Annotated in this window: 20 protein-coding genes; 7 read left to right on the forward strand and 13 right to left on the reverse strand. The window is 70.4% G+C overall.

The features are described from left to right. Positions 1–129 precede the first annotated feature (129 nt). Together smrA and RSA25_RS12435 are read right to left on the reverse strand one after the other, a co-directional pair. The gene (smrA, locus tag RSA25_RS12430) at positions 130–1,962 is read right to left on the reverse strand and encodes a multidrug efflux ABC transporter SmrA (RefSeq protein ID WP_332809175.1); all 1,833 of its coding nucleotides are present in this window, start codon (positions 1,960–1,962) and stop codon (positions 130–132) included. A gap of 87 nt (positions 1,963–2,049) precedes the next feature. Next, on the reverse strand, positions 2,050–3,627 hold the full coding sequence (locus tag RSA25_RS12435) for a serine hydrolase (RefSeq protein ID WP_332809176.1): 1,578 nt from the start codon (positions 3,625–3,627) through the stop codon (positions 2,050–2,052). 130 nt (positions 3,628–3,757) lie between these two features. Between RSA25_RS12435 and RSA25_RS12440 the strand changes: the two genes are divergently transcribed. Next, positions 3,758–4,198, forward strand: a complete 441-nt coding sequence (locus tag RSA25_RS12440; protein ID WP_332809177.1) for a VOC family protein — start codon at positions 3,758–3,760, stop codon at positions 4,196–4,198. Beyond that, a complete protein-coding gene (locus tag RSA25_RS12445) occupies positions 4,195–5,013 on the forward strand; it encodes a DUF72 domain-containing protein (RefSeq protein WP_332809178.1) in 819 nt (272 codons plus the stop codon). The genes RSA25_RS12440 and RSA25_RS12445 overlap by 4 nt, the downstream gene beginning before the upstream one ends. Positions 5,014–5,019: 6 nt before the next feature. Here the strand turns inward: RSA25_RS12445 and RSA25_RS12450 are convergent, their stop codons facing one another. Further along, entirely contained in the window at positions 5,020–5,667 is a 648-nt protein-coding gene (locus tag RSA25_RS12450) for a Pr6Pr family membrane protein (protein WP_332809179.1), read from the reverse strand. Positions 5,668–5,744: 77 nt separating this feature from the next. Between RSA25_RS12450 and RSA25_RS12455 the strand changes: the two genes are divergently transcribed. Next, complete coding sequence (locus RSA25_RS12455) at positions 5,745–6,692, forward strand: DMT family transporter (protein WP_332809191.1); 948 nt, start codon at positions 5,745–5,747, stop codon at positions 6,690–6,692. 27 nt (positions 6,693–6,719) lie between these two features. Here the strand turns inward: RSA25_RS12455 and RSA25_RS12460 are convergent, their stop codons facing one another. The 6 genes from RSA25_RS12460 to RSA25_RS12485 all read right to left on the reverse strand — a co-directional run bounded on the left by RSA25_RS12460 (position 6,720) and on the right by RSA25_RS12485 (position 16,217). Beyond that, positions 6,720–7,880, reverse strand: a complete 1,161-nt coding sequence (locus tag RSA25_RS12460) for an AAA family ATPase (RefSeq protein WP_332809192.1) — start codon at positions 7,878–7,880, stop codon at positions 6,720–6,722. A gap of 68 nt (positions 7,881–7,948) precedes the next feature. Then, complete coding sequence (locus RSA25_RS12465; RefSeq protein WP_332809180.1) at positions 7,949–9,019, reverse strand: sensor domain-containing diguanylate cyclase; 1,071 nt, start codon at positions 9,017–9,019, stop codon at positions 7,949–7,951. 68 nt (positions 9,020–9,087) lie between these two features. After that, positions 9,088–9,810: a pseudouridine synthase gene (locus RSA25_RS12470; protein ID WP_332809181.1), complete on the reverse strand. Its 723-nt coding sequence runs from the start codon at positions 9,808–9,810 to the stop codon at positions 9,088–9,090. A gap of 45 nt (positions 9,811–9,855) precedes the next feature. After that, the gene (locus RSA25_RS12475) at positions 9,856–11,508 is read right to left on the reverse strand and encodes a diguanylate cyclase (RefSeq protein ID WP_332809182.1); all 1,653 of its coding nucleotides are present in this window, start codon (positions 11,506–11,508) and stop codon (positions 9,856–9,858) included. Positions 11,509–11,663: 155 nt separating this feature from the next. Continuing rightward, positions 11,664–14,099, reverse strand: a complete 2,436-nt coding sequence (locus RSA25_RS12480; protein WP_332809183.1) for an EAL domain-containing protein — start codon at positions 14,097–14,099, stop codon at positions 11,664–11,666. A 177-nt stretch (positions 14,100–14,276) separates the two neighbouring features. Beyond that, on the reverse strand, positions 14,277–16,217 hold the full coding sequence (locus RSA25_RS12485) for a DEAD/DEAH box helicase (RefSeq protein WP_332809184.1): 1,941 nt from the start codon (positions 16,215–16,217) through the stop codon (positions 14,277–14,279). Between the two features lie 263 nt (positions 16,218–16,480). On the opposite strand from RSA25_RS12485, the gene RSA25_RS12490 reads away from it, so the two are divergent. Continuing rightward, positions 16,481–16,711: an RNA-binding S4 domain-containing protein gene (locus tag RSA25_RS12490; protein WP_332809185.1), complete on the forward strand. Its 231-nt coding sequence runs from the start codon at positions 16,481–16,483 to the stop codon at positions 16,709–16,711. A gap of 5 nt (positions 16,712–16,716) precedes the next feature. On the opposite strand, the gene ubiM is transcribed toward RSA25_RS12490, so the two are convergent. From ubiM to RSA25_RS12510, 4 genes are all read right to left on the reverse strand, one after another. After that, positions 16,717–17,937, reverse strand: coding sequence for a 5-demethoxyubiquinol-8 5-hydroxylase UbiM (gene ubiM, locus RSA25_RS12495; RefSeq protein ID WP_332809186.1), 1,221 nt, complete (start codon positions 17,935–17,937; stop codon positions 16,717–16,719). A gap of 87 nt (positions 17,938–18,024) precedes the next feature. Beyond that, positions 18,025–18,423 (reverse strand): MAPEG family protein, encoded by a 399-nt coding sequence (locus RSA25_RS12500; RefSeq protein ID WP_332809187.1) that lies wholly within the window; start codon positions 18,421–18,423, stop codon positions 18,025–18,027. Between the two features lie 28 nt (positions 18,424–18,451). Next, positions 18,452–18,997, reverse strand: a complete 546-nt coding sequence (locus RSA25_RS12505) for a DUF4019 domain-containing protein (RefSeq protein ID WP_332809193.1) — start codon at positions 18,995–18,997, stop codon at positions 18,452–18,454. 56 nt (positions 18,998–19,053) lie between these two features. Beyond that, the gene (locus tag RSA25_RS12510; protein ID WP_332809194.1) at positions 19,054–20,196 is read right to left on the reverse strand and encodes a hypothetical protein; all 1,143 of its coding nucleotides are present in this window, start codon (positions 20,194–20,196) and stop codon (positions 19,054–19,056) included. Between the two features lie 171 nt (positions 20,197–20,367). Here RSA25_RS12510 and RSA25_RS12515 point away from each other — a divergent pair, with 171 nt between their 5' ends. From RSA25_RS12515 to RSA25_RS12525, 3 genes are read left to right on the forward strand one after another with little or no spacing between them, the layout of a single operon-like run. Beyond that, positions 20,368–21,837 (forward strand): AlkA N-terminal domain-containing protein, encoded by a 1,470-nt coding sequence (locus tag RSA25_RS12515; RefSeq protein ID WP_332809188.1) that lies wholly within the window; start codon positions 20,368–20,370, stop codon positions 21,835–21,837. Beyond that, positions 21,834–22,325 (forward strand): methylated-DNA--[protein]-cysteine S-methyltransferase, encoded by a 492-nt coding sequence (locus tag RSA25_RS12520; protein WP_332809189.1) that lies wholly within the window; start codon positions 21,834–21,836, stop codon positions 22,323–22,325. Before RSA25_RS12515 ends, RSA25_RS12520 begins: the two co-directional genes overlap by 4 nt. Positions 22,326–22,383: 58 nt before the next feature. Beyond that, positions 22,384–23,637 carry an ectonucleotide pyrophosphatase/phosphodiesterase gene (locus tag RSA25_RS12525; protein WP_332809190.1) on the forward strand — a complete coding sequence of 418 codons (1,254 nt, stop codon included), beginning with the start codon at positions 22,384–22,386 and terminating at the stop codon, positions 23,635–23,637. Positions 23,638–23,929: the final 292 nt, after the last annotated feature.

The following is a 23,929-nucleotide window of genomic DNA, read 5'->3' on the forward strand; positions in this document are numbered from 1 at the left end:
CCTGTCCACCATTCCGGCACACACGGATGGTAGAGCCACCCCATGGGTGGCTGAGCGCGATGCAGGAACGAAGAACAACGTCTGTACCTACCGTCCCCTCACCGGAGAGCAGCCACCCATGGGGTGGCTCTACCCCTCCGCCGCCACGAACCCACCGGTCTGCCGCGCCCACAACCGTGCGTACAACCCGCCCGCGGCCACCAGCTCGGCGTGCGTGCCGGTTTCCACGATGCGGCCCTGGTCCATCACGACCAGCCGGTCCATGCGCGCGATGGTGGACAGCCGGTGCGCGATGGCGATGACCGTCTTGCCGGCCATCAGCTCGTCCAGGTTGTCCTGGATGGCCGCTTCCACTTCCGAATCCAGCGCCGAGGTGGCCTCGTCCAGCACCAGGATCGGTGCGTCCTTGAGCAGCACGCGGGCGATGGCGATGCGCTGGCGCTGGCCGCCGGAGAGCTTCACCCCGCGCTCGCCCACGTGCGCGTCGTAACCGGTGCGGCCTTCGCCGTCGCGCAGGGTCTCGATGAAGGCCGATGCACGCGCCTTGGCCACCGCGGCCCGCAGTTCATCCTCGGTGGCGCCGGGGCGGCCGTACAGCAGGTTGTCGCGGATCGAGCGATGCAGCAGCGAGGTGTCCTGGGTGACCACCCCGATCTGCCGGCGCAGGCTCTCCTGGGTCACCCCGGCGATGTCCTGGCCGTCGATGCGGATGTGGCCGCTTTCCAGGTCGTACAGGCGCAGCAGCACGTTGACCAGGGTCGACTTGCCCGCCCCCGACGGGCCGACCAGGCCGATCTTCTCGCCCGGTTTCACCGTCAGGTCCAGCCCGGCGATCACCCCGCCACGCTTGCCGTAGTGGAAGTGGATGTCATCGAAACGCACCGCGCCCTGCGCCACCTGCAGCGCCGTCGCGTCCTCGCGGTCCTGCACGGTCAGCGGCTGGGCAATGGTGGTGATGCCGTCCTGCACCGTGCCGATGTCCTCGAAGATGCCGTTGATGGTCCACATGATCCAGCCGGACATGTTGTGGATGCGGATCACCAGGCCGGTGGCCAGGGTGATCGCACCGACGGTGATGTGGCCCCCGTTCCACAGCCACAGCGCCAGCCCGCAGGTGCCCACGATCAGGAAGCCGTTGACGATGGCGATGGTGACTTCCAGGCCGGTGGTGACCCGGGTCTGCCCACGGTGCTTGGTGGCCAGCTCCTCGATCGCCTCGGCCACGTAGGCCTGCTCGCGCCCGCCATGGGCGAACAGCTTCAGCGTGGGGATGTTGGTGTAGCCGTCCACGATGCGGCCCATCGCCTTGGAGCGCGCTTCAGAGGCGATCCACGCACGCTCCTTCGCGCGCGGCACGAAGTACCACATGATCACCGCGTAGCCGGCCATCCACAGCCCCAGCGGAATCATCAGGCGCCAGTCGGCCTGGGCGAACAGGTACAGCGCGGTGCCGGTGTAGACGATGATGTACCACAGCGAATCGACCATCTGCACCGCCGACTCGCGCAGCGAGGTACCGGTCTGCATCACCCGGTTGGCCATGCTGCCGGCGAAGTCGTTCTGGAAGAAGCTCAGGCTCTGGCGCACCACGTAGTTGTGCATGAGCCAGCGCGAGCGGTTGCTCAGGCCCGGCACGATCGCCTGGTTCACCAGCAGGCTGTGCAGCGACACCAGCACCGGCCGCGCGATGAGCGTGATGGCCGCCATCCACAGCAGCGTGTCGGCGTGGCGGGCGAAGAAGCCGCTGCCCGGCTGCTCGGCCACCATGTCCACGATGCGGCCGAGGAAGTCGAACATCGCCACTTCCACCAGCGCCAGCAGCAGCCCGGCCACCAGCGTGGCCAGCAGCACCGGCCAGACCGGGCGCAGGTAGTGGATGTAGAACGGCACCACCGTGCGCGGCGGCATGCGGCCATCGATGGGCGGAAAAACCGGAATCAGCGATTCAAACCAGCGGAACATTCCCTTACCCAGAAGCAAAGCAGGCCGCGATTATCCCATCGCGGCCTGCCCGGTGCCGTTACCTGCAGCTCACGCGGCGCGCGCGGTTCAGCCCTTGGCCTCCTCGGCGACCGGCAGCAACAGCAGGTCCTGGAAATCGAAGCTGAAATCGGTCAGCGAGGAGATCGCCTGCATGCGCACCTCGCGCACCTTGCCGTCCGGATCCAGGCTGAAGTTCACGAAGGCATCGGCATTGAGCGAGCGGTCGTCCCAGCGCACCAGGAAGGTGTCGTGCTGCCAATGCGACAGCGTGCCCACCAGCTGGGCGGTCTTGCCGAAGCGCAGGCGAAGCGCGCCGCCCTTCTGCTCCACGAACACATCCCCGTACCAGGCATCGCGGTAGCCACCGGCATACCCGGCCAGCGGCAGCGACGGCCGGGAACGGGCGTCGCGCGCGGCCTGGTGCCGGGCCCAGCCCTCGTCGGCCTTGTCCTGCGCCTTGGCGACCGCGGCAGCATAGGCGGCCACCCAGTCGGTCTGCGGGGCCTGCAGGTAGGCGTCGAGCACGTCCATGGTGATCGCATTGAACGCGGCCCCCACTTCCTGGTTGGTCAGCACCACGATGCCCAGGTTCTGCTCGGGCACCAGGGTCACCCGCGAGACCATGCCCGGCCAGCCGCCGGTGTGCCAGACCAGTTTCTGGCCGCGGTAGTCGCTCAGGCTCCAGCCCTCGCCGTAGCCGGCGAAATTGGGGCGCGCGGCGGCCAGCTGCGGCACGCTCGGCTCGGCCACGGCCTGCGGGGTGATCATCTGCCACATGCCCTGCTGGCTCTTGGCGCTGAACAGCGGCTGCCCGTTCTCCAGCGTGCCGTGGGCCAGCTGCACCTTCATCCAGCGTGCCATGTCGTGCACGCTGGAGTAGATGCCACCGGCGCCGGCATTGTTGGACCAGGTCAGCGGCGCCACCTTCTGCAGCTGGGTGAAATCGTACTTGGCATGCCCCACCGCCGCGCTGTCGCCGGGCTGGAGGTGGTCGGCGTTGTAGCGCGTGCCGGCCATGCCGACCGGGGTGAAGATGTGCTGCTGCAGGAACGCGGCGTAGGACTGCCCGGACACCTGCTCGATGACCTGCTGGGCCACCGCGTAGAGGATGTTGTCGTAGGCATAGCGATCACGGAAGCCGGCCTTGAGCGGCACCTTGGCCAGGCGCTGCACCACCTCCTGGTTGCTGTAGGCGGTGGTGGGCCAGAACAGCAGGTCGCCGGCGCCCAGGCTGAGCCCGCTGCGATGGGACAGCAGATCGCGGATGCGCATCTCGCCGGTGACGTACGGGTCGGACATGCGGAAGCCCGGCAGGTGATCGATCACCCGGTCATCCATCTTCAATTTGCCCTGCTCGGCCAGCAGGTTCAGCGAGGTGGCGGTGAAGGCCTTGGTGTTGGAGGCGATCGCAAACAACGTATCGGCCTGCACCGGGTCCGGCTTGCCCAGCTCGCGCACCCCGTAGCCGCGTTCGAGCACCACCTGCCCATCCTTGACCACCGCCACGGCGATGCCGGGCACGTCGAACTGGCTGCGCACGCGCTCCACGGTGGCGTCCAGCCGCTGCAGTTCCGCCGGCACCGCTGCCGACGCCAAAGGTGCGCATGCCAGCAGCACGACGCCTCCGATCCAGGATGTGTTCAAACAGTGTCTCCAGTTGCGTGTCGCGGGGGCGTTGAGGCCCGGAACGGGCCCGGCGCGGGTTTCGCACGATGGTAACGCGCGCCCCGGCAGGCTCGCCTGTGCCAGAAGGAGCGCCGCTCCGGAGACCCGCATGACTGCGCCCGACGCCACCGGCTCCACCCTCATCCCGTGCCTGCGCTACCGCGACGCGCACGCCGCCATCGCCTGGCTGGAGGCCGCGTTCGGCTTCCGCGCCCAGGCGGTGTACGCCGAAGGCGAGGTGGTCCATCACGCCCAGCTGGTGTACGGCCGCGGCATGGTGATGCTCGGCTCGGTGGACAATGCCAGCGAGTGGGGCCGGCACAGCGTGCACCCCGACGAGGTGGGCGGCCGCCAGACCCAGAGCGCCTGCGTGATCGTGGCCGACCCGGATGCGCACCATGCGCGTGCCGTGGCAGCCGGGGCACAGGTGGTGATCCCGATCGCTGACCAGCCCTATGGGGGCCGCGGTTATGCCTGCCGCGACCCGGAAGGCTACCTGTGGTGGTTTGGCAGCTACGACCCGTGGGCCGACCACGCCGGGCCGGCATGACGGGCCCAGCGGGGCCGATCCGTACCGGCATCGGGGGCTGGGTGTTCCCCGCCTGGCGCGGCGGCACCTTCTATCCGGCCGGGCTGCCGCAGCGCGAGGAACTGGCGCACGCCAGCCGCGCATTGGGCTGCATCGAAATCAACAGCACCTTCTACCGGGCGCAGAAGCCTGCGATCTACGCGCAATGGCGCGAGCAGACGCCGCCGGGGTTCCGCTTTTCGGCCAAGGCCCCACGCACCATCACCCAGACCCATGACCTGACCACGGTGGGGCCGCGGGTGGCCGCCTTCGTCGACGGCATCGTGGCCCTGGAAGACCGGCTCGGCCCCTTGGTGTGGCAGTTCGGCCCCACCCACCCGGCCGACGCGGCGGCCTTCGACGCCTTTCTGGCGCTGCTGCCGACGAGCGCCCACGGCCAGCGCCTGCAGCACGCCCTGGAAGTGCGTAATCCGGCGGCGTGGACACCCGCCTTGATCGCCGTGGCCCGCGCGCACAATGTGGCGCTGGTGATGAGCGGCTCGAACGAGCACCCCAGCTTTGCCGATCCGACCGCCGATTTCGTTTATGCGCGCCTGATGGACGCGCGTGCCAACCTGCGCGCCGGCTATCCGCAACGGGCGCTGGAGCAGTGGTGCCTGCGCGCGATGCGCTGGGCACGCGGCGAGGACAATCCGGACCTGCCGCATGTGGGCAGCGACAGCGGAACGCGCGGCCCGCGCGAGGTGTACATCCTGTTCATCGGGGCAGCCAAGCAGCGCAATCCGGGGGCGGCGATGGCACTGCGCGACCAGTTGGCCCAGGTCGGCGCCCGATAGCGCCGGCTATGCCGGCTGGCGCCTGCCGAGGCGGGCATCGAGCCGCCACAGCAACGCACCGCACACGACGAACGCCAGCCCCACCACCAGCGCGTTGCGCGCCACTGCCGCGGCACCGAGCGCGCCCAGGTCCAGGAACGGATACGGGTACTGCCCGCTCCAGCGGCCCACCAGCAGCGCCCAGCCCAGGTACAGCGCCGGGAACAGCAGCGCGACGCCCAGCTGCGGCCAGCGCAGGTAACCGTGCGGGCCGGTCAGCCAGCCCAGCAGGTACAGCACCGGCACCGCGTAATGCAGGCCGGCATCGGCCCACCATTGCCAGCCCTGCGGGTGCCACAGCCCGCGCAGCACCAGCACGTAGACCAGGCCGGTGATGCCGATGTACAGCGCCACCGCGGCGGCCGGCACCGGTGCGGCCATGCCGTCGCCGCGCCCGCGCACGCGTGCCAGGCACACCGCGGCCACGCCGATGTTGCTCAGGATGGTGAAGTAGCCCAGCAGGCGCAGCAGCGCCTGCCCGTTGCCCGCCGTGGCGCCCACCGTCTGCAGCAGCAGCGCGTACTGCAGCACCAGCGAGGCCAGGGCGGTGAGTGCGGTCAGCCCGGCCAGCGCGCGGGCGCGTCGGCGGGGAGGTGGCAGCGGCGTGGCGTTCATCGGCGCAGCATGCCATGCCGGCCGGGCCCCGGCGTGGATGGATCGCGACGATGGCCGGCTTGCCGCACAATAGTGCGATGCCGATGACCGATACCCGCAGAGCGCTGCTGCAAATCCATTTCTGTGTGCTGCTGTGGGGCGTCACCGCCATCCTCGGCAAGCTGATCACCTTGCCTGCCCTGCCCCTGGTGTGGTGGCGGATGCTGCTGGTGGTGGCCATGCTGGCGCTGCTGCCGCGGGTATGGCGCGGCCTGCGCCAGTTGTCGCCGGCGCTGTTTGCCGGCTATTGCGGCGTGGGCGCGCTGGTGGCGCTGCACTGGCTCACCTTCTACGGTGCGGTGAAGCTGGCCAATGCCTCGGTGGCGGCCACCTGCATCGCACTGGCACCGGTGTTCACCGCCGTGATCGAACCGTGGGTGGCCAAGCGGCCGTTCCAGCTGCGCGAACTGGCCTTCGGCATCGCGGTGCTGCCGGGCGTGGCGCTGGTGGTGGGCGGCGTGCCGCACGGGATGCGCATGGGCGTGCTGATCGGGGCGCTGTCGGCGCTGCTGGTGGCGGCCTTCGGCTCGCTCAACAAGCGCCTGGTCAGCCATGCCGACCCGCTCACGGTGACCGCACTGGAACTGGGCGCCGGCACCCTCACCCTCACCCTGCTGGCACCGCTGCTGCCGTTCCTGCTGCCGGCCCTGGCCAGCCCGTTGTGGGTGGTGCCCAGCGTGCACGACGGCGTGCTGCTGCTGGCATTGGCCGGGCTGTGCACGCTGCTGCCGTTCGCGCTGGCGCTGGTCGCGCTGCGCCACCTCAGCGCCTACACCGTGCAGTTGGTGACCAACCTGGAGCCGGTCTATGCGATCGTGCTGGCGATGGTGCTGCTGAGCGAGCAGCGCGAACTGGCGCCGCCGTTCTATGCGGGCGTGGCGATCATCGTCGGTGCGGTGTTCCTGCATCCGCTGTTGAACCGACGCAAGCCGGTCAAGCACCCGGAGATCCTGGGCACCGCCGAGGCCCGCAACATCGTGGAGTAAGCGGCTCGCCGCGGCCCCCGCGCGACGCTAGCGCGTGGGCCAGTACCAGGCCGGCGCATCGAGCAGGCCCTGGCCGAGCACGCGGGTCTGGCTGAATTCCTTGTGCAGGCTGATCCGATGGCAGGCCGGCGCTTCCTGCACGGCCGCGATCAGGCGGCTGGCGTGGGACACCACCCACAGCTGGCTGCGCGCACTGGCGGCGATGATCAACCGGGCCAGCGCCGGCAGCAGGTCCGGGTGCAGGCTGGTCTCCGGCTCGTTGAGCACCATCAGCGGCGGCGGGCGCGGGGTGTGCAACGCGGCGATCAGCAGCAGATAGCGCAGCGTGCCGTCGGACAGTTCCGGCGCCGACAACGGACGCAGCAGGCCCGGCTGCTGGAATTTCAGGTGCAGCCGCCCCTCGTGCGCCTGGATCAACACCTGCGCACCAGGGAACGCATCGTCCACCGCGTGCGCCAGGGCCTGCGGATCGCCGATCTCCACGATGGTCTGCCAGGCCGCGGCCAGGTCGCCGCCATCCGCGCTGAGCACCGGGGTGCGCGTGGCCAGCGGCGCCTGCCGCGCCGGCGCCTGCGGGTCGCTGCGGAAATGATCGTAGAAGCGCCAATGGCGGATCGCCTCGCGCAGCACCAGCACCTCGGGCATGCGCTGCGGATCGGCCACCTGGGTGAACAGGCTCTCGAACACCGACAGGTGCTCGTCCAGCACGTCCCAGCGCGGGCCGTTGCGGCGCCGCACCCGCGCGCCGCGGCGTTCCACCAGCGCGTTGGCGCTGCGCAGGAACGGGCCGGCCCACAGGCTCTCGCATTTGATCTGGGGGTCGTGATCGAACATCGAACCGCCGCCCACCGGCAGGCCCAGGTCGATCGCGTAGCCGAAATCGTCGGTGGCAAACCCCAGCCGCAGCGCGACCGACGGCGCGTTGGCCTGGCCCTGCACGGGGACCTCGCCACGCTGCATGCGCGCGTCGATCCGCGCCGGGCCGGCCCACAGCGCCGACGCCAGGCCGCCCTCGTGTGCCAGCAACGCGGCCACCCCGCCGCGCGCGGTCTCGGCCAGCAGGCGCAGCGCGCGGTACAGGCTGGACTTGCCGCTGCCGTTGTCGCCGGTGACCAGGTTCAGGCGGCCCATCGGCACCACCAGCTCGTACAGCGAACGATAGTTGGAGACGGCCAGGGTCTGCAGCATGGCAAGGGCGGTGGCAGGTGGGGTGCCCAGCATGCCAGCGCGCCGTCGCACCGGGTGCGAACCGGCTCTCAGGCGGCGCGGACCACCCGGTTGCGGCCCTGGTCCTTGGCCTGGTACAGCGCCGCATCGGCACGTGCCAGGGTCTGCTCCACGCTGTCGCCATGGCGATGGGCGGCCACCCCGATGCTGATGGTCAGCGGGATGCCCAGCGGCAGGTCGGCCACGGCCATGCGCAGGAAATCGCATTGCAGCTCGGCCGTGTCCAGGCTGGTGTCGGGCATCAGCACCACGAATTCCTCGCCGCCAAAGCGCGCGGCCAGGCCCTGCCCGGCAAACTGCGCGCGCAGCACCCGGGCCAACTCGGCCAGCACGTGGTCGCCGGTGGCGTGGCCGTAGAGATCGTTGACGCGCTTGAAGTGGTCGATGTCCAGCAGCGCCACCGCGGTCTGCCGCGGCTGGCCGTCGGCATCGCGCACCGCCGTTTCCAGCGCCACGCTCATCGCCCGCCGGTTGGGCAGCCCGGTCAACGGATCGGTGCGGCTCTGTTCGGCCAGGTCGGCGTTCTGCTGCTCCAGCAGCGTGTTGTATTCGGCCAGGCGATGCTCGTACCAGGCGCGGTCGCTCATGTGCTGCTGGATCTCATGGGCGTAGCGGCGCAGCTCCATCACCAGCGACACCTGGCGCGACAGCGCGGCCAGCGCCTGGGCCTGGTCCGGGCGCAGCTGGCCCGGGTTGGGGTCGAAGACGCACAGGGTGCCCAGCGGCAGGCCGTCCAGGCTGAGCAGGGGCGCCCCGGCGTAGAAACGCACGTGCGGGTCCTCCACCACCACCGGGTTGTCGAAGAAGCGCGGGTCCTGGGTGGCATCTTCCACCACCATGACCTGGTCCGGCTGCAGGATGGCATGGCCACAGAAGGAGACGTCGCGGGAGGTCTCGGTGGCCTCCAGCGCGAGCCGGGCCTTGAACCACTGGCGATCACGGTCGACCAGCGTCACCGCGCCCATGCGGGTGCCGCACAGCGCGGTGGCGATGGTGACCAGATCCTCGAACGACCGTTCCTGCGACGTATCCAGTATCTGGTAGCGCTGCAGCGCCAGCAGGCGCTGCTCTTCGTTGTCCGGCTTGGACGGCTTGATCATCGGTACAGGCGTGATGTTGTGCCTGCCCAGTCTAGCCCGGCCATTCGTTCAGCGCGTGAGGCCGGGGTTTACCACTCCAGCTGCTGTGGCAGCAGCGCCTTCAACTCGGCATCGGTCAGGTTGCGCCACTGGCCGGGCTTGAGCGCGCCCAGCTTGATGTTGTCGATGCGCACCCGGCGCAGCTGGGTGACGCGGAAGCCGAACGCGGCCGCCATCAGACGGATCTGCCGGTTCAGGCCCTGCTGCAGGGTGATACGGAAACCGAACTTGGCCAGCTTGCTGGTGCGGCAGGGCAGCGTGGTTTCATCGTGGATGCGCACCCCGCGGGCCATGCCGCGCAGGAACTCGTCGGTGACCGGCTTGTTGACCGCCACCATGTATTCCTTCTGGTGGCCGTTCTCGGCACGCAGGATCTGGTTGACGATGTTGCCGTTGCTGGTGAGCAGGATCAGGCCTTCGGAATCCTTGTCCAGGCGGCCGATCGGGAAGATCCGCTGCTCGTGGCCGACGAACTCGACGATGTTGCCCTTGACCGAACTCTCGGTGGTGCAGGTGATGCCCACCGGCTTGTTCAGGGCGATGTACACGTGCTTGCGGCCGCCGGCCTTTTTGGCCTCGCGCGCGCGCAGCGGCTGGCCGTCCACCAGCACCACGTCGCCCTCGCCGACCACCGCGCCGGTGCCGGCCGGGTGGCCATTGACGGTGACGCGGCGCTCGCCGATCAGGCGGTCGGCCTCGCGGCGGGAACAGAAGCCGGTGTCGGCGATGTGCTTGTTGAGTCGGATAGTCATCGGCGCATTATCCGGCAAACCCGGCCCGCGCAGGGCGACCGTCGTTCAGACCGGCATCCGCTCTTCCGCGGCCACCGCCCGTTCGGCGTCGTAGACCTGGTTGCGGCCGGCGCGCTTGGCGCAGTACATGGCGTGGTCGGCGCGGCGCAGCAGCGACGGCAGGTCGTCGCCGTCGCCGCGCAGCACCGCCAGGCCGATGCTGGCCGACACCGACAGGCCGGGCACGGCCAGGATCGCGGTCACCGCCTGCACGTGCTGGCGCACGCTTTCCAGCCGGGCCAGGGCGCTGCCGCGGTTGGCCCCGGGCAGCAGCACCAGGAACTCCTCCCCGCCCATGCGGATCACGTCCTCGCGGTTGCGCACGCTGTCGCGCAGGTTGCGCGCCACCGCCACCAGCACCTGGTCGCCCACCTCGTGGCCGAACTGGTCGTTGATGTCCTTGAACAGGTCGATGTCCAGGAACCCGATCGCCAGCGGCTGGTCCTCCTGCCGCGCCCGCGCCAGGTACTCGGCCAGCAGGCGCAACCCGGCACGCCGGTTGGGCAGGCCGGTGAGCGAATCGGTGTCGGCCAGCTGGCGCATCTCGTCGCGCTGCTGGCGCAGACGGCCCAGGCGCAGGTTCAGCGCATAGGCGGACATCATCAGGAACCAGGTCGCCGACAGCTGCAGCGTCTCGATGCGATAGGCCACCAGCCACTGCGCGCGCAGCGCATCGGCCACCATCATCACGCCCCAGGGCACCAGCGCGCTCAACCCGGCCAGCGCGTAACGGTCGCGGCGGCTCACCGCCCACAGGCCCACGCCCAGGCAGACCGCGCAGCCGAGCAGGTACAGGTTTTCCAGCGCGGCCGCCCACCAGGTCAGCGCGGCCAGGCCCATCGAGGGCACGCACAGGCCCACCACCACCAGCGTCCACAGCACGCCCTGCTGGGCGCCCCGCGACCGCGGCCAGAGCCGGTCGCCGCCATTCAGCCGCCACAGCACGGGCAACAGCGTGGCCTCGGTGAACGCGGTCAGCGCCACCAGCCACCACGAGGCGCGGTCGTCCACCGGCAGCCACGGTTCGGGGTAGCCGCTGAGCCCGCCCAGCACCGCCTGCCAGAGCACGAACAGCAGGCAGACGGCCACGTAGATGAGGAAGGAGCGGTCCTTGGCGGTGACGTAGCCGATCAGCGCCGACAGCGCCAGCGCGATGGCCACCGCGATGCAGGCCGCGCGCACCAGCAGCCGCGCGGTGTCGTTCTGCTGCACCGGGCTGGGCGCGCCCAGCTGCACGGTGGGAATCCAGCGTGGCTTCAGCGGGGTGGCCCAGGACACCACGATCGGCTCGCGCTCGCCGGCCTTGGGCACCGCCACCATGCCCACCCCGGCGCGGAAGCGGGAGTCGCGGGTACGCGCATCGTGCATGCTGCCGCAGATCTCGCGGTCGCCGTGGCTGATGCGGACTTCGCCGGAGAGCACGCCGAACACGTCCACCGCCTGCGGCTCGCCCGACCAGCCCCCGGCCGGCGCCGGCACCGACAGCACCTGCTCGTGCCGGGCCAGTACGTCCGGGCTGCAGGCGCGCTGCGGCGTGCGCTCGTCGGTGGCCTCGCCCAGCAGCAGCACGTCGCTGCCGATCCGGGCCGGCCCACTGCTCGCCGTGCCGGCCAGTGCCAGCAGTGGCAGCCACAGCAGCAGCCAGGCCAGCCGTGTCATCGCCTGTAAGCCCACGATCCTGCCATGCGTGTCCCCCACACCCCTGCCCGCCCATCGATGCTGCCGCTACGCAGGTTGCGTGCCGCCCCTGGCCGGATTATCGCAAGAACCCGGCGTCTTCACGCAGCCGGGGCCAACCCGGCCCGCCCGCGCCCTCAGGAGCTGCCGCGCTGCCCGTCCGGCCCCGGTCCCGGGGCGCTGCGCACCGGGCGCAGCGCCGGCTGGGTCATCCGTTCCAGCGCCATCGGCCGCTCGATCGCATAGCCCTGCAGCCCGTCCACGCCCAGCACCTGCAACTGCTCGGCCACCTCGGCCGACTCCACCCATTCGGCGATCACGGTCATGTGCAGCTCGCGGCCGATCTCGGTGATCGCCCGCACCGCCGCGCGGCTGACCGGATCGATGTCCATGTCGCGCACGAACACGCCGTCGATCTTGAGCATGTCCGCCGGCAACTGGCGCAGGTAGCCGAAGGAGGACATCCCCGAGCCGAAGTCGTCCAGCGCCACCCGGCAGCCACGCGCCTTGACCGCCTCGATGAAGCTGCGGGCCTGGGCCAGGTTGTTGATCGCCGCCGTCTCGGTGACCTCGAAGCAGAGCTTGCGGGCCAGCCCACGGTTGCGTTCCAGCAGGTCGCAGACGAAGGCCAGGAAGGTCGGTTCGGCGATCGACTGGGCCGACACGTTGACGTTGCACAGCCCCAGCCGCTGCACGTGCGCCGGGCACACCTGCAGGTGGCGGAACAGCAGCCCCAGCACGTGCCGGTCCAGCGCCATGCCCATGCCGTAGCGCTCCACCGCCGGCATGAACTCGCCGGGGCTCTGCAACACGCCCTCGGGTCTGCGCATGCGCACCAGCACCTCGTAATGCAGGAATGCCGGATCGCCCACCCGCGCGATGCGCTGGGCATACAGCAGCATGCGGTTCTCGGCGATGGCGCTGGAGACGCGCGCCAACCGCTCGGCCTCCAGCCGGCGCTCATCCAGCGCCGGGCGGCTCTCGTTGTAGCAATGCACGCGGTTGCGCCCGGCTTCCTTGGCCGCATAGCAGGCACTGTCGGCCGCGCTCATCAGCCAGTTCACATCCACCGCCTCGCGGGTGACTTCCACCACGCCCACGCTGCAGCTCACCCGCGGGGTGCCATCGCCATGCTGGAAGCTGGCCTGGCCCAGGCTGCGCACGATCCGCTGCAGCACCTGCTTGGCCTCGTCCTGGCCGGCGTTGGCCAGGAACAGCGCGAATTCATCGCCGCCCATCCGGCCCACCCAGTCGCCGTCGCGGACCGCCCCGACCAGGTAGTCGGCGAAGTTGCGCAGCAGCTGGTCGCCGGCGGCATGGCCCAGGCCGTCGTTGACCAGCTTGAAGTAGTCCAGGTCGATGTAGCACAGGCTGTGCACGCCGCCGTGGCTGCGCACGTCCAGCAGCGCATGCTCGAGCAGGCGTTCGATCTCGCGGCGGTTGACCAGGCCGGTCAGCGGATCGTGGCTGGCATGGTGTTCCACCTCGCGGGCCAGCGCATGGTTCTGCGAGACATCCTCGACGATGGCAAACACCGTCGGCTCACGTCCGGGGGTGCGCACGATCGTGCCGCTCCACCGGCCCCACATCAGGCCGCCATCGGCGCGCATGAAGCGCAGTTCGCCCGGGCGCAGCTGGCGCACCCAGTCGATCTTCCCGTCCTCGTCCAGCACCAGTTCGCCCTCCACCAGCAGGTCGTGCAGGGGCATGCCCAGCAGCGCCTCGCGGCGATGGTCCAGGATATCGGCGATCGCCTGGTTGGCCTCCAGCACCACCCCGGCATGGTCCAGCTTGAGCATGCCCACCGTGGCTTGGTAGAACGCGGCGCGGAACCGGCTTTCCTTGTCCAGCAGGTCGTGCCGCACGCGCCGGGAGAGCATCACTGCCATGAGCGTGATCAGCAGCACCGACAGCCCGCCGACCACCAGGGTGGTCATGCGCACCACCGAGGCGGTGCGCAGCAACGACAGCGAAAACGCCTTGGCCTGCGCCTGCAGGCTGCGATCCAGCGCGTGCAGGTGGTCCTGCAGTGCCTGCCGCTGCGGGCGTGCCGGCCAGCCGTCGGCATGCAGCGCTTCGGCGCGGTCGGCGATCTGCGACAGCTGCTGCAGCCCCGCGTCGGTCTGCCGCCACAACCGCACCGCATCGCGGAAATAGCCCAGGTGGCCGAGATAGCGGAAGGACAGGATCAGCCGGTTGATGTCACCCGGCGCATTGCCGCCCTGCAGGAAGCCACGGCGCGCGCGCTCCAGGTCCAGCCCGGGCTGCTCCAGGGCCCGGCGCGCATCCAGGTCGCCCATCGGCACCGCCAGCGCGCCGCGTGCTTCGGCCAGGTCGGCCGGATCGCCGCTGTTGATGTAACGGCCCAGCGCGAAACTGGCCTGCTGCTGGCTGCGCGACCAGTGGCTCTGGCCCACGATCCAGGCCGTGGAGGCCGCCTGCAGCTCCTGGATCAGCGCCGAAATACCGACCAGCCCGATCGCCATGCCGGTCAGCAGCACGAAACGCAGGGTCAGCCCGCGAGTGGGATACGGGACGGCTGTCGCACCAACATCCTTGCCAGTTGCCAGCATCGTCATCCCCCGTAAGCCGTCGGCGTGGGTACTACGTCCGGTATAGCAGAACGGTCAGGCTAGAGCGCGCAATGTTGACGCCGCGCGAAACCGCCGCGTGAAGACGGGCGGCCCCTCCGCCGCCCGGAAACGACAACGCCAGCCCGGAGGCTGGCGTTGCGTGGACCGCCGGGGCGATCAGAAGCTGCGCGGACCGCGCGGCTTGAACCCGTCGCGACGCGGCGGGCGGTCGTTGCCGCCGGGGCCGCTGCGCGGGCCACCCGGACCACGCGGCTTGCCCTGGCCGAACTTCGGCTTGAACGCCGGGCGCGGCGACGGGGTCAGGTCTTCACCCGGCTCCACCTTGCGCATCTGGAGCTGCTGGCCGGAGACCCACACCTTCTTGAGGTGGGTCAGCAGGTCGCTGGGCATCTCCGCCGGCAGGTCCAGCACCGAGAAGTCGTCGTGGATGTCGATGCGGCCGATGAAGCGGCTTTCCAGGCCGGCTTCGTTGGCGATCGCGCCGACGATGTTGCCCGGCTTCACGCCATGCACGTGGCCCACTTCAATGCGGAAGGTTTCCATGCCCGCTTCCGGGGCACCGCGCGGGGCGATGTCACGGCGGGGGGCGCGCTCGAAGCCGCCATCGCTGTTGCCGAAATCGCCTTCCGGACGCGGCGGACGCGGGCCGCGGTCGTCTTCACGACGCGGGCCACGCTCGAAACGCGGCTCGAAACGGGCCGGGCGCTCGCCACGGTCGTTGCGATCATTGCGCGGGTTGGGCGCACGCTCTTCGCGCGCACCGCGCACCGGCGGGGTCAGCAGGAACGGCGAATCGCCCTGCAGCAGCTTGGCCAGCGCGGCGGCGATGTCGATCGCCGGCACGTTCTTCTCGCCTTCCAGGCGCTGCAGCAGGTCGCGGTAGAACTCGGTGCCACCGGCGTCCAGCGCATCGCTGATGCGGCTCATGAACTTGCTGATGCGGGTGTCGTTGACCGCGTCCACGCTCGGCAGCTGCATTTCTTCGATCGGCTGGCGGGTGGCGCGCTCGATCGCACGCAGCATGCCCTTCTCGCGCGGGGTGGCGAACAGGATCGCATCACCGGTGCGGCCGGCACGACCGGTACGGCCGATGCGGTGCACGTAGCTTTCGGTGTCGTAGGGGATGTCGTAGTTCAGCACGTGGCTGATGCGTTCCACGTCCAGGCCACGGGCTGCCACGTCGGTGGCCACCAGGATGTCCAGCTTGCCTTCCTTGAGCATGCCGATGGTGCGCTCGCGCTGGGCCTGCTGCATGTCGCCGTTGATGGCGGCCGCGGCCAGGCCACGCGCCTGCAGCTTCTCGGCCAGCTCTTCGGTGGCCGCCTTGGTGCGCGAGAAGATGATCATCGCATCGAACGGCTCCACTTCCAGGATGCGGGTCAGCGCATCGAGCTTGTGCATGCCGCTCACCCACCAGTAGCGCTGGCGGATGTTGGCCGAGGTGGTCGTCTTGCTGACGATGGTCACTTCGGCCGGGTTCTTCAGGTAGGTCTGCGCGATGCGGCGGATCTGCGACGGCATGGTGGCCGAGAACAGGGCAACCTGGCGGGTCTCCGGCAGCTTCTTGAGCACGGCCTCGACGTCGTCGATGAAGCCCATGCGCAGCATTTCATCGGCTTCGTCCAGGACCAGCGTCTTCAGCTCGGACAGGTCCAGGGTACCGCGGTCCAGGTGGTCGATGACCCGGCCCGGGGTGCCCACGATCACGTGCACGCCACGGCGCAGGGCCTGCAGCTGCTGGCCGTAGGGCTGGCCGCCGTAGACCGGCAGCACGCGGAAGCCGGGGATGCCGGAGGAATAGGTCTGGAACGCCTCGGCGACCTGGATGGCCAGTTCGCGGGTGGGCGCCAGCACCAGCACCTGCGGCTTGGTCTGGTTGAAGTCCAGGTTGGACAGCACCGGCAGCGCGAAGGCAGCGGTCTTGCCGGTGCCGGTCTGCGCCTGGCCGAGCACGTCGCGCCCTTCCAGCATGGCCGGGATGGTGGCGGCCTGGATCGGCGAGGGGGTTTCGTAGCCGACGGCGGCCACGGCCTTCATCACAGCGTCGGACAGGCCGAGGTCTGCGAACAGCAGCGGCGCGGGGGATTCTTGGGACATGGGGAACTCCGAAGCACTGCCGTTTGGGTGGCAGTGAGATAAAAAAGGGGATGGTCCGCGCTTTGGGCGCCCTTTCTTATCGCGTGCCCTGGCGCTGCTCGGTCGGAGGAGATTCACTCGCTCAGGGCGGAATGATACCGCATCGTTCCTGAATGACGCGTACAGATTCCCGCATGGATGCCGTTGCGCGGCCCGCTGGCGCACAATACGCGCCCTTCTCCGCCCCGGCAACCGCCGGCGCCCCCTCCCAGGATACCCGCCCCATGCAGACCCTCGAATTTGAACTGGACAGCGACTACGTCGAACTCAAGCAGCTGCTCAAGCTGGCCGACCTGGTCACCAGCGGCGGGGAGGCCAAGACGGTGATCGCCGACGGCCAGGTCCTGGTCGATGGCGAGGTGGAACTGCGCAAGGCCTGCAAGATCCGCGGCGGCCAGGTGGTGCAGTTCGCCGACACCACCATCCACGTGATCGCCGATACCGACGCGCCCTGAACCCCTCAGGCCGGCGCGTGGCGCTGGACCAGGTGGGCGGCGATCAGCTGGCGGAACGGCGACACGCCCTGCGCCAGGCGCAGCCCGGCCTTGCGCAGCACCCGCGCCGGCAACCGGTCGTCGGTGTACAGGGCGGCGATGGCGTTGGTGGCCTCGTACAACGGCCGCGAGGCCAGCCGGTGGCCGCGTTCGTAGGCGGCCAGCCCGGCCGGGGCGGCGATGTCGCGCCCTTGCGCGGCGGCCCGCGCCACGCAGGTGGCCAGCCGGTGCTGGCTGGCCAGGCCCAGGTTGAAGCCGTGCGCGGTGACCGGATGCATGCCCACGGCGGCATCGCCGATCAGGGCGCAGCGCTCGCCGACGAACGCGTTGGCGTACACCCCGACCAGCGGATAGGCCTGCGGCCGCGCGACCGGCTGCATCGCCCCCAGCCGGTGCTCGAAGAACCCGCTGACGCTGCGCCCGAAGCCGGCCGCGTCCTGCGCCATCAGCGCCTCGATCTCGCGCGGCGGCAGGGTGATCACCGCCGAGGCCTGGTCGCCGTTGAGCGGCAACAGCGCCAGCGTGCGCCCATAGCCGAACCACTCCCACGCCGTGTGCCGGTGCGGCACCTCGATCTGCATCCGGCAGACCAGCATCGACTTGCCGAAGTCGCGCATCCGCGCGCCGATCCCCAACATGCGCCGGGTACTGGAGAAGCGGCTGTCGGCGGCGACCACCAGGCGCGTCACCAGGCGGCGGCCATCGGCCAGCGTCACCACGCTGTCCTGCGCACTGGTGACCACGCTGGCCACCCGCGCCTCGGTAAGCACCTCCAGCCCGGCCTGGCCCTGCACGCTGGCCCACGCGGCGCGGCGGATGAGGTGGTTGGGCACCAGCCAGCCCAGGTCGCCGCCGTTGCGCTGGGTATCGGCGAAGGTGAGCGCGAACGGCGAGGCGCCATCGAGCACCTTGGCATCGCGCAGCGGGGAGATCTCGGCCGGGTCCAGCCGTGCCCAGATCCCGAGCGTTTCCAGGATCTGCCGCGACGCATGGGTGAGGGCGATTTCGCGCCCGTCGAAGGCGGCCTCGGCCAGCGCCGCCTGCGGCTGCTGCTCGACCAGCGCGATCCGCAGGCCGCTGTCGGCCAGCGAGCGGGCAAAACACAGCCCCGTCGGCCCGGCACCGACCACCACCACGTCCACCTGTGTTTCCAGTGCAGGCTGCGCCTGCCGGCTTCCTTCGGACATATCCCATCCTGCCATTGCGTGTCCGGGCCAGCCTAACGCCGATGGCCGCCGCCCACCTTGATCTGGATCAGCGGGGTCGGCGCCGGTTCACCCGCCCGGGCACAGCGACCAGGCCAGCAGCACGATGCCCACCAGCGAGGCCAGCCACACCAGGCTGCGCACATACGGCACGCCGGCCGCGTACAACGGCAGGTAGACCACGCGCGCCCAGAAATACAGCTGCGCGGCCAGTGCGGTCAGCCCGTCCTGGCGTTGGGTCACCACCACCGCCAGCACCGCGGCGGCGAAGAACGGGAAGGTCTCCATGAAGTTGGCCTGGGCGCGCTGCAGGCGCCCGGTCAACGGCCGCACCGGCGGGCTCTGCCCATCGCGCGCCGAGGCGTTCCACTTCAGGCCGCGCTCGCGGGTGACCGCGGTGGACGCGGCGAACAGATGCACCAGGCCAAGCGCGATCGACCACACCAGCATCTGGATTTCGATACCCATGACGCACTCCTCGAGTTGGCAACGGCGATCAGGGGGTCGCGGCGCGCACGCTGTAACCGGCCAGGCGCCACACCTTGTCTTCGTCCAGGCGGAAGGACACCAGCTCGCGAACCGGCTGGGCGCTGTTGGCGAACCGGGTCGGGAAGCTCACGTTGATGTACAGCCCTTCGGGCACCGTGGCCCCGGGCGCGTACTTGACCCGGGTCACCACCGGCTGGCCGCGTGAGGCCAACGCGCCCAGGCGCTTGCGATCGGCGCTGAGCTGGCTGACGAAGGCCTGTTCGGTGACCGACTTGCGGGCCACCGCCGAGGCCCCCTTCCACGCCTCGGCGGCGCGGTTGGTGTCCACCAGTTGCGCCACCTGCAGGGCGGCCGCGCTGATCTCCGCATCCTGCTTGTGCACCTGCGCCTGTTGCGCCGGGGTCAGGGCCGGGCGGGCGGCAGGCGCGGGGGCCGCCGTGGCGGCAGGGGCCGGACGTGCCGGCGCCGGTGCCGGGGTGGCCGGCGGCGGGGTCTGCGCCTGGGCGGCGGCGGCAAGCAGCAGGGAGGACAGCAGCAGCGGAACACGCATCAGGACACCGTTGGCTGGAAGTAACCGGTCCAGTCTACGGGAACACCGTGAGCGGTCCGTCAGTTGCGCTCGGCCGTTTCCGCCGGCGGCTGGCCGGCATCGCTGGCGGTGCGTTCCACCGCGGTTTCGCGCGTGGGCGTGGCCGGTGCGGGCAGCAGCGTGCTGACGTCGATTTCCGACAACGGGCTCTCATCGGGGCAGCTCGCGTCGGGGAAACCGTAGCGCTGCTTGAGCGTCTGCCCGCAGCTGTTGACCGCCTCCAGTTCGCTGCCGTCGCGCTTGCACTCCTGGTCGAAGGCCACCAGGAACGCATCCTTGCGGCGCACGAAATCATCCCCGCACTTGCGCATCTGCTTGATCCGCTCCAGGTCATCCTGCACCGCGTTGGTGCCATCCAGGCCGAACTGGCGCAGTTCCTCGCTGCTCAGCAGGCGCAGGCTGCGGTTGGGCACGGTCATCATCAGGTCGGCCACGCCCACGGCCACGCCGTTGCGCTGCAGGTAATCCTTGACGTTGTCGTACACCTGGTGGAGCTCGAGGTTGAGTTCGGCGCGCGAGGTGGCCTTGGAGCTGATCCGCATCATCCGGTGGATGCCGACCTTGCCCGCCACCAGCCGGTTGTCGCCGGCGGCCAGCACGAACACGCAGGCGCTGTGGCACACCGACCCCTCGCGGATCCAGATGGTCCAGTTGGATTCGCCGATGCGGTCGCCGGCCACGATCGCCGCTTCCACCTGGCCCCCGCTGGAATCCAGGTCGAGGATGCGCCGGGAGATACGCTGCGCATCGGCCACCATGGCCAGGCGCGCCACCAGTTCGGAGAAGCCGGGGTTGATCTTGCCCGCATAGCGCACCCGCACCAGGCCGCGCTCGGCACACGGTGCCAACGCCGTTTCCAGGCTGGCGCGGTCCAGGGCCTCCAGCGCGCGCCCGTCACCGGCCTCACCGGCGTAGTCGGTATCGCAGCTCACCCATGCCTTGCCGTTTTCCAGTGCGGCCGCCGGCCAGCCCAGGTCGCCGCGCCGGGGCGGTGGCGGCGGCGGTGCGGGCGCATCGGCGGCGTTGATGGAGACCATGTGGTCGCCGTCGGCGGCCTGCGCGCGCACGGCCTTGTCGGCGGCGGTGACATTGCCCGGGTTTTCCAGCGGGCCGCAAGCGGCCAGTCCCAGGCACAACAGCGGCAACCACCACGACTTGAGCAACATGAACGACCTGGTATCCGTACGGGGGAACGCGCCAACGGCACGCGGACCCACAGTCTAGTGCGCCCGGCCCTGCCCGCGGGAACCTGCCCTGAACCACCCCGTCGCGCCTTCGCATTGGTGTCCGAAAACGGCGAGCCTGGCCCGCGCGGCCGGCATAGACTGGGTGCCATGGATAGCGCCCTGCCCTTGGATTACACCGCCTGCGAAAGCGCCCGGCTGGCCCGCGATGCCCGCTTCGACGGGGTGTTCTTCACCGCCGTGCGCAGCACCGGCATCTACTGCCGCCCGGTCTGCCCGGCACCGCCGCCGAAGCCGCACAACGTGGATTACTACCCTACGGCCGCGGCCGCCGCATCGGCCGGTTTCCGCCCCTGCCTGCGCTGCCGCCCGGAACTGGCGCCGGAAGCGCAGGATGCCCTCAGCAACGAGACGCTGCAGCGTGCGCTGGCCCTGATCCACGACGGCTTCCTGCAGGAGGCGCCGGTGGCCGCGCTGGCCATGCGCCTGGGGCTGAGCGCGCGCCAGTTGCAGCGCCTGTTCGTGGCCCGGCTCGGCGCCGCCCCGGCGCAGATCCACGCCACCCGCCGCCTGCTGCTGGCCAAGCAGCTGCTCACCGAAACCGCACTACCGGTCACCGACGTGGCCATGGCGGCCGGCTACAACAGCCTGCGCCGCTTCAACGCCGCCTTCCTGGAGGGCTGCGGCATGGCACCGACCGCGATCCGCCGCCAGCAGCCGGCCGCACCCGATGCGAGCGGCCTCACCCTGCGCCTGGGCTACCGGCCGCCGCTGGATTTCGCCGCGATGCTGGCCTTCCTGCGCCGGCGCTCGATCCCCGGCATCGAATGCATCGGCGACGACAGCTACCAGCGCGTGATCGGCCCGCCCGAGCGCCCCAGCGTGATCCGGGTCAGCGCCGATCCGCGCCGCCCCGAACTGCGCCTGCAACTGGGCCAGGTCGATCCGCGCGCGATTCCCGGCATCGTGCGCCGGGTGCGGCGCATCTTCGACCTCGATGCAGACCTGCGCATCGTGCATGCCACGCTCGGCCAGGACCCGCTGCTGGCACGCGGCATCGCGCAACGGCCCGGCCTGCGCGTGCCCGGGGGCTGGGAAGGCTTCGAAGTGGCGGTGCGTGCGGTGCTGGGCCAGCAGGTCAGCGTCGCGGCGGCCACCACCCTGGCACGGCGCGTGGTCGATCGGTTCGGGCAGGCATTGGCGGGCATGCCCGAGGGCCTGGACCGCCAGTTCCCCACCCCGCAGCAACTGGCCGATGCACCCCTGGAAACCATTGGCCTGCCCAGCACCCGCGCGGCCACCGTGCGCGCGGTGGCCACGGCAGTGGCCGAGGGGCGGCTGGATTTCGGCGCCGGCCAGCGCCTGGAGAGCTTCGTCGAGCGCTGCGTGGCCTTGCCCGGCATCGGCCCGTGGACCGCGCACTACATGGCCCTGCGCGCGCTCGCCCTGCCCGATGCCTTCCCGGCCGGCGACCTGGTCCTGCAGCAGGTGCTGGGCGGCGACAAGCGGCTGAGCGAGCGGGCCACCGAGGCGCGCTCGCAGGCGTGGCGGCCGTGGCGCGCCTATGCGGTGCTGCACCTGTGGCACCTGTCTTCCCCCTCCCCTGGAGTGCGTCCATGACCCTGCGCTATGACACGTTCGACAGCCCGATCGGGCCCCTCACCGTGGCCGGCGACAGCCAGGGCATCCACCACATCCTGTTCGAGAACAACCGCTACGACGCCAAGGGCCGCGCGCACTGGCAGCACGATCCGCGGGCGATGGCCCCGGCGCGCGCGCAGTTGCTGGAATACCTGGCCGGGCAGCGCCAGCACTTCGACCTGCCGCTGGCCCCGCACGGCACCGACTTCCAGCTGCGCGTGTGGACGGCATTGGCCGACATCCCGTTCGGGCAGACCTGGAGCTATGTGGACCTGGCCCGCCACATCGGCCACCCCACCGCCAGCCGCGCGGTGGGTGCGGCCAACGGGCGCAACCCGTTGCCGATCGTGCTGCCCTGCCACCGCGTGATCGGGCGCAACGGCGCACTCACCGGGTTTGGCGGCGGCCTGCCGACCAAGGCCGCGCTGCTGCAGCTGGAAACGCGGGGGGCGTCGCTGTTCGCCTGAGCGCGCCCGTGCCATTGGTTGTCTTCGCCGCGTCACTGCAGCGCACTATCATGGCCGGATGATTTCCGTTCGCCTTTGCCTGGCGCTTGCCGCCGCCCTCGCGCTGGCCGGTTGTACCAGCGTCCCGTCCACGCGCCCGCACCCGGCGGCCGCGCAGGCCACGACCGCCGCGCCGCCCAGACTGCTGCTGGTGTCCATCGATGGCCTGCGCGCGGACATGCTCGACCGCGGCCTGACGCCCAACCTCTCGCGCATCGTCGACAGCGGCGTGCGGGCGCGCTGGATGACCCCGTCCTACCCCTCGCTGACCTTCCCCAACCACTACACGCTGGTGACCGGCCTGCGCCCGGACCACCACGGCATCATCCACAACAGCATGCAGGCCGAGGAGCTGGGCACCTTCCGCCTGAGCAAGCCCGAAGCGGTCACCGATGCGCGCTGGTGGGGCGGCGAACCGATCTGGGTGGGCGCGGAGAAGGCCGGCGTCCGCACCGCGACCTGGTCGTGGCCAGGCAGCGAAGCGGCGATCCAGGGCGTGCGCCCGAGCCAGTGGCGGGTGTACGACAGCACGGTGGCGCTCGATGACCGGGTGGACCAGGTGCTGGGCTGGGTCGGGCAGACCGATGCGCAGGCACCGCGCCTGGTGACGCTCTACATGGAGCAGGTGGATCACGCCGGCCACGACCACGGCCCGGATTCGCCGGAGTACGCGGCCGCGGTGCGCGAGGTCGATGCGGCGATCGGGCGCCTGCTGGACGGGTTGCAGGCGCGCGGCCTGGCGGCGGGGACCAACGTGATCGTGGTGTCCGACCACGGCATGGCCGAGGTACCCGAGGGCCACACGATCGCGGTGGAAGACATGGTCGATCCGTTGATCGCCAAGGACGTGTCGGTGGGCCAGTCGATCGGGTTCGCGCCATTGCCGGGCCAGAACGCTGCGGCGGAGAAGGCGCTGCTGGGCGCGCATGCGAACTACGACTGCTGGACGCGGCAGACGCTGCCGGCGCGCTGGGCCTACGGCCGCAACCCGCGCGTGCCGCCGATCGTGTGCCAGATGCACGAGGGCTGGAATGCACTGACGCGCGCCAGCCTGGCCAAGCGCATGCCGGGCAATCGCGGCTCGCACGGCTACGACAACGCACTGCCGTCGATGCGCGCGGTGTTCATCGCGCGCGGTCCGTCGTTCAAGCAGGGCGAGGTGCTGCCGGGCTTCGACAACGTCGACCTGTACCCGCTGCTGGCGCGCCTGCTCGGCGTCCCGGCCGCCCCCAACGACGGCAACGCACAGACCCTGCTGCCGGCACTGCGCTGACGGGCGTGCTGGCGTTGCCGACGCGCTCAAGCGACAAGGCAATGCACTCGCGTGCTTCAGCAAAGCCTCACCCCGCAGATGGGCGAACAGGCAAAAAAAACGTTCTTCGCCCACTTGCGGGATTCTGTCGTCGCGGCGTATGAAGCCTTGCGAGTGCCGGCTCTGTCGCGCGGGGTGGGGGTGTGCGGCAGGACAGCAACGTCCGCCGCACTGGTCGGTGATCGCTGAGGACACGGTGGCTGTGGGAAGCCGGCCAGCGGCCGGCACTACCGGCTTTTTCGGTGCGCACCGG

The organism is Stenotrophomonas sp. (assembly GCF_036662295.1).
Classification (GTDB): Bacteria; Pseudomonadota; Gammaproteobacteria; order Xanthomonadales; family Xanthomonadaceae; genus Stenotrophomonas.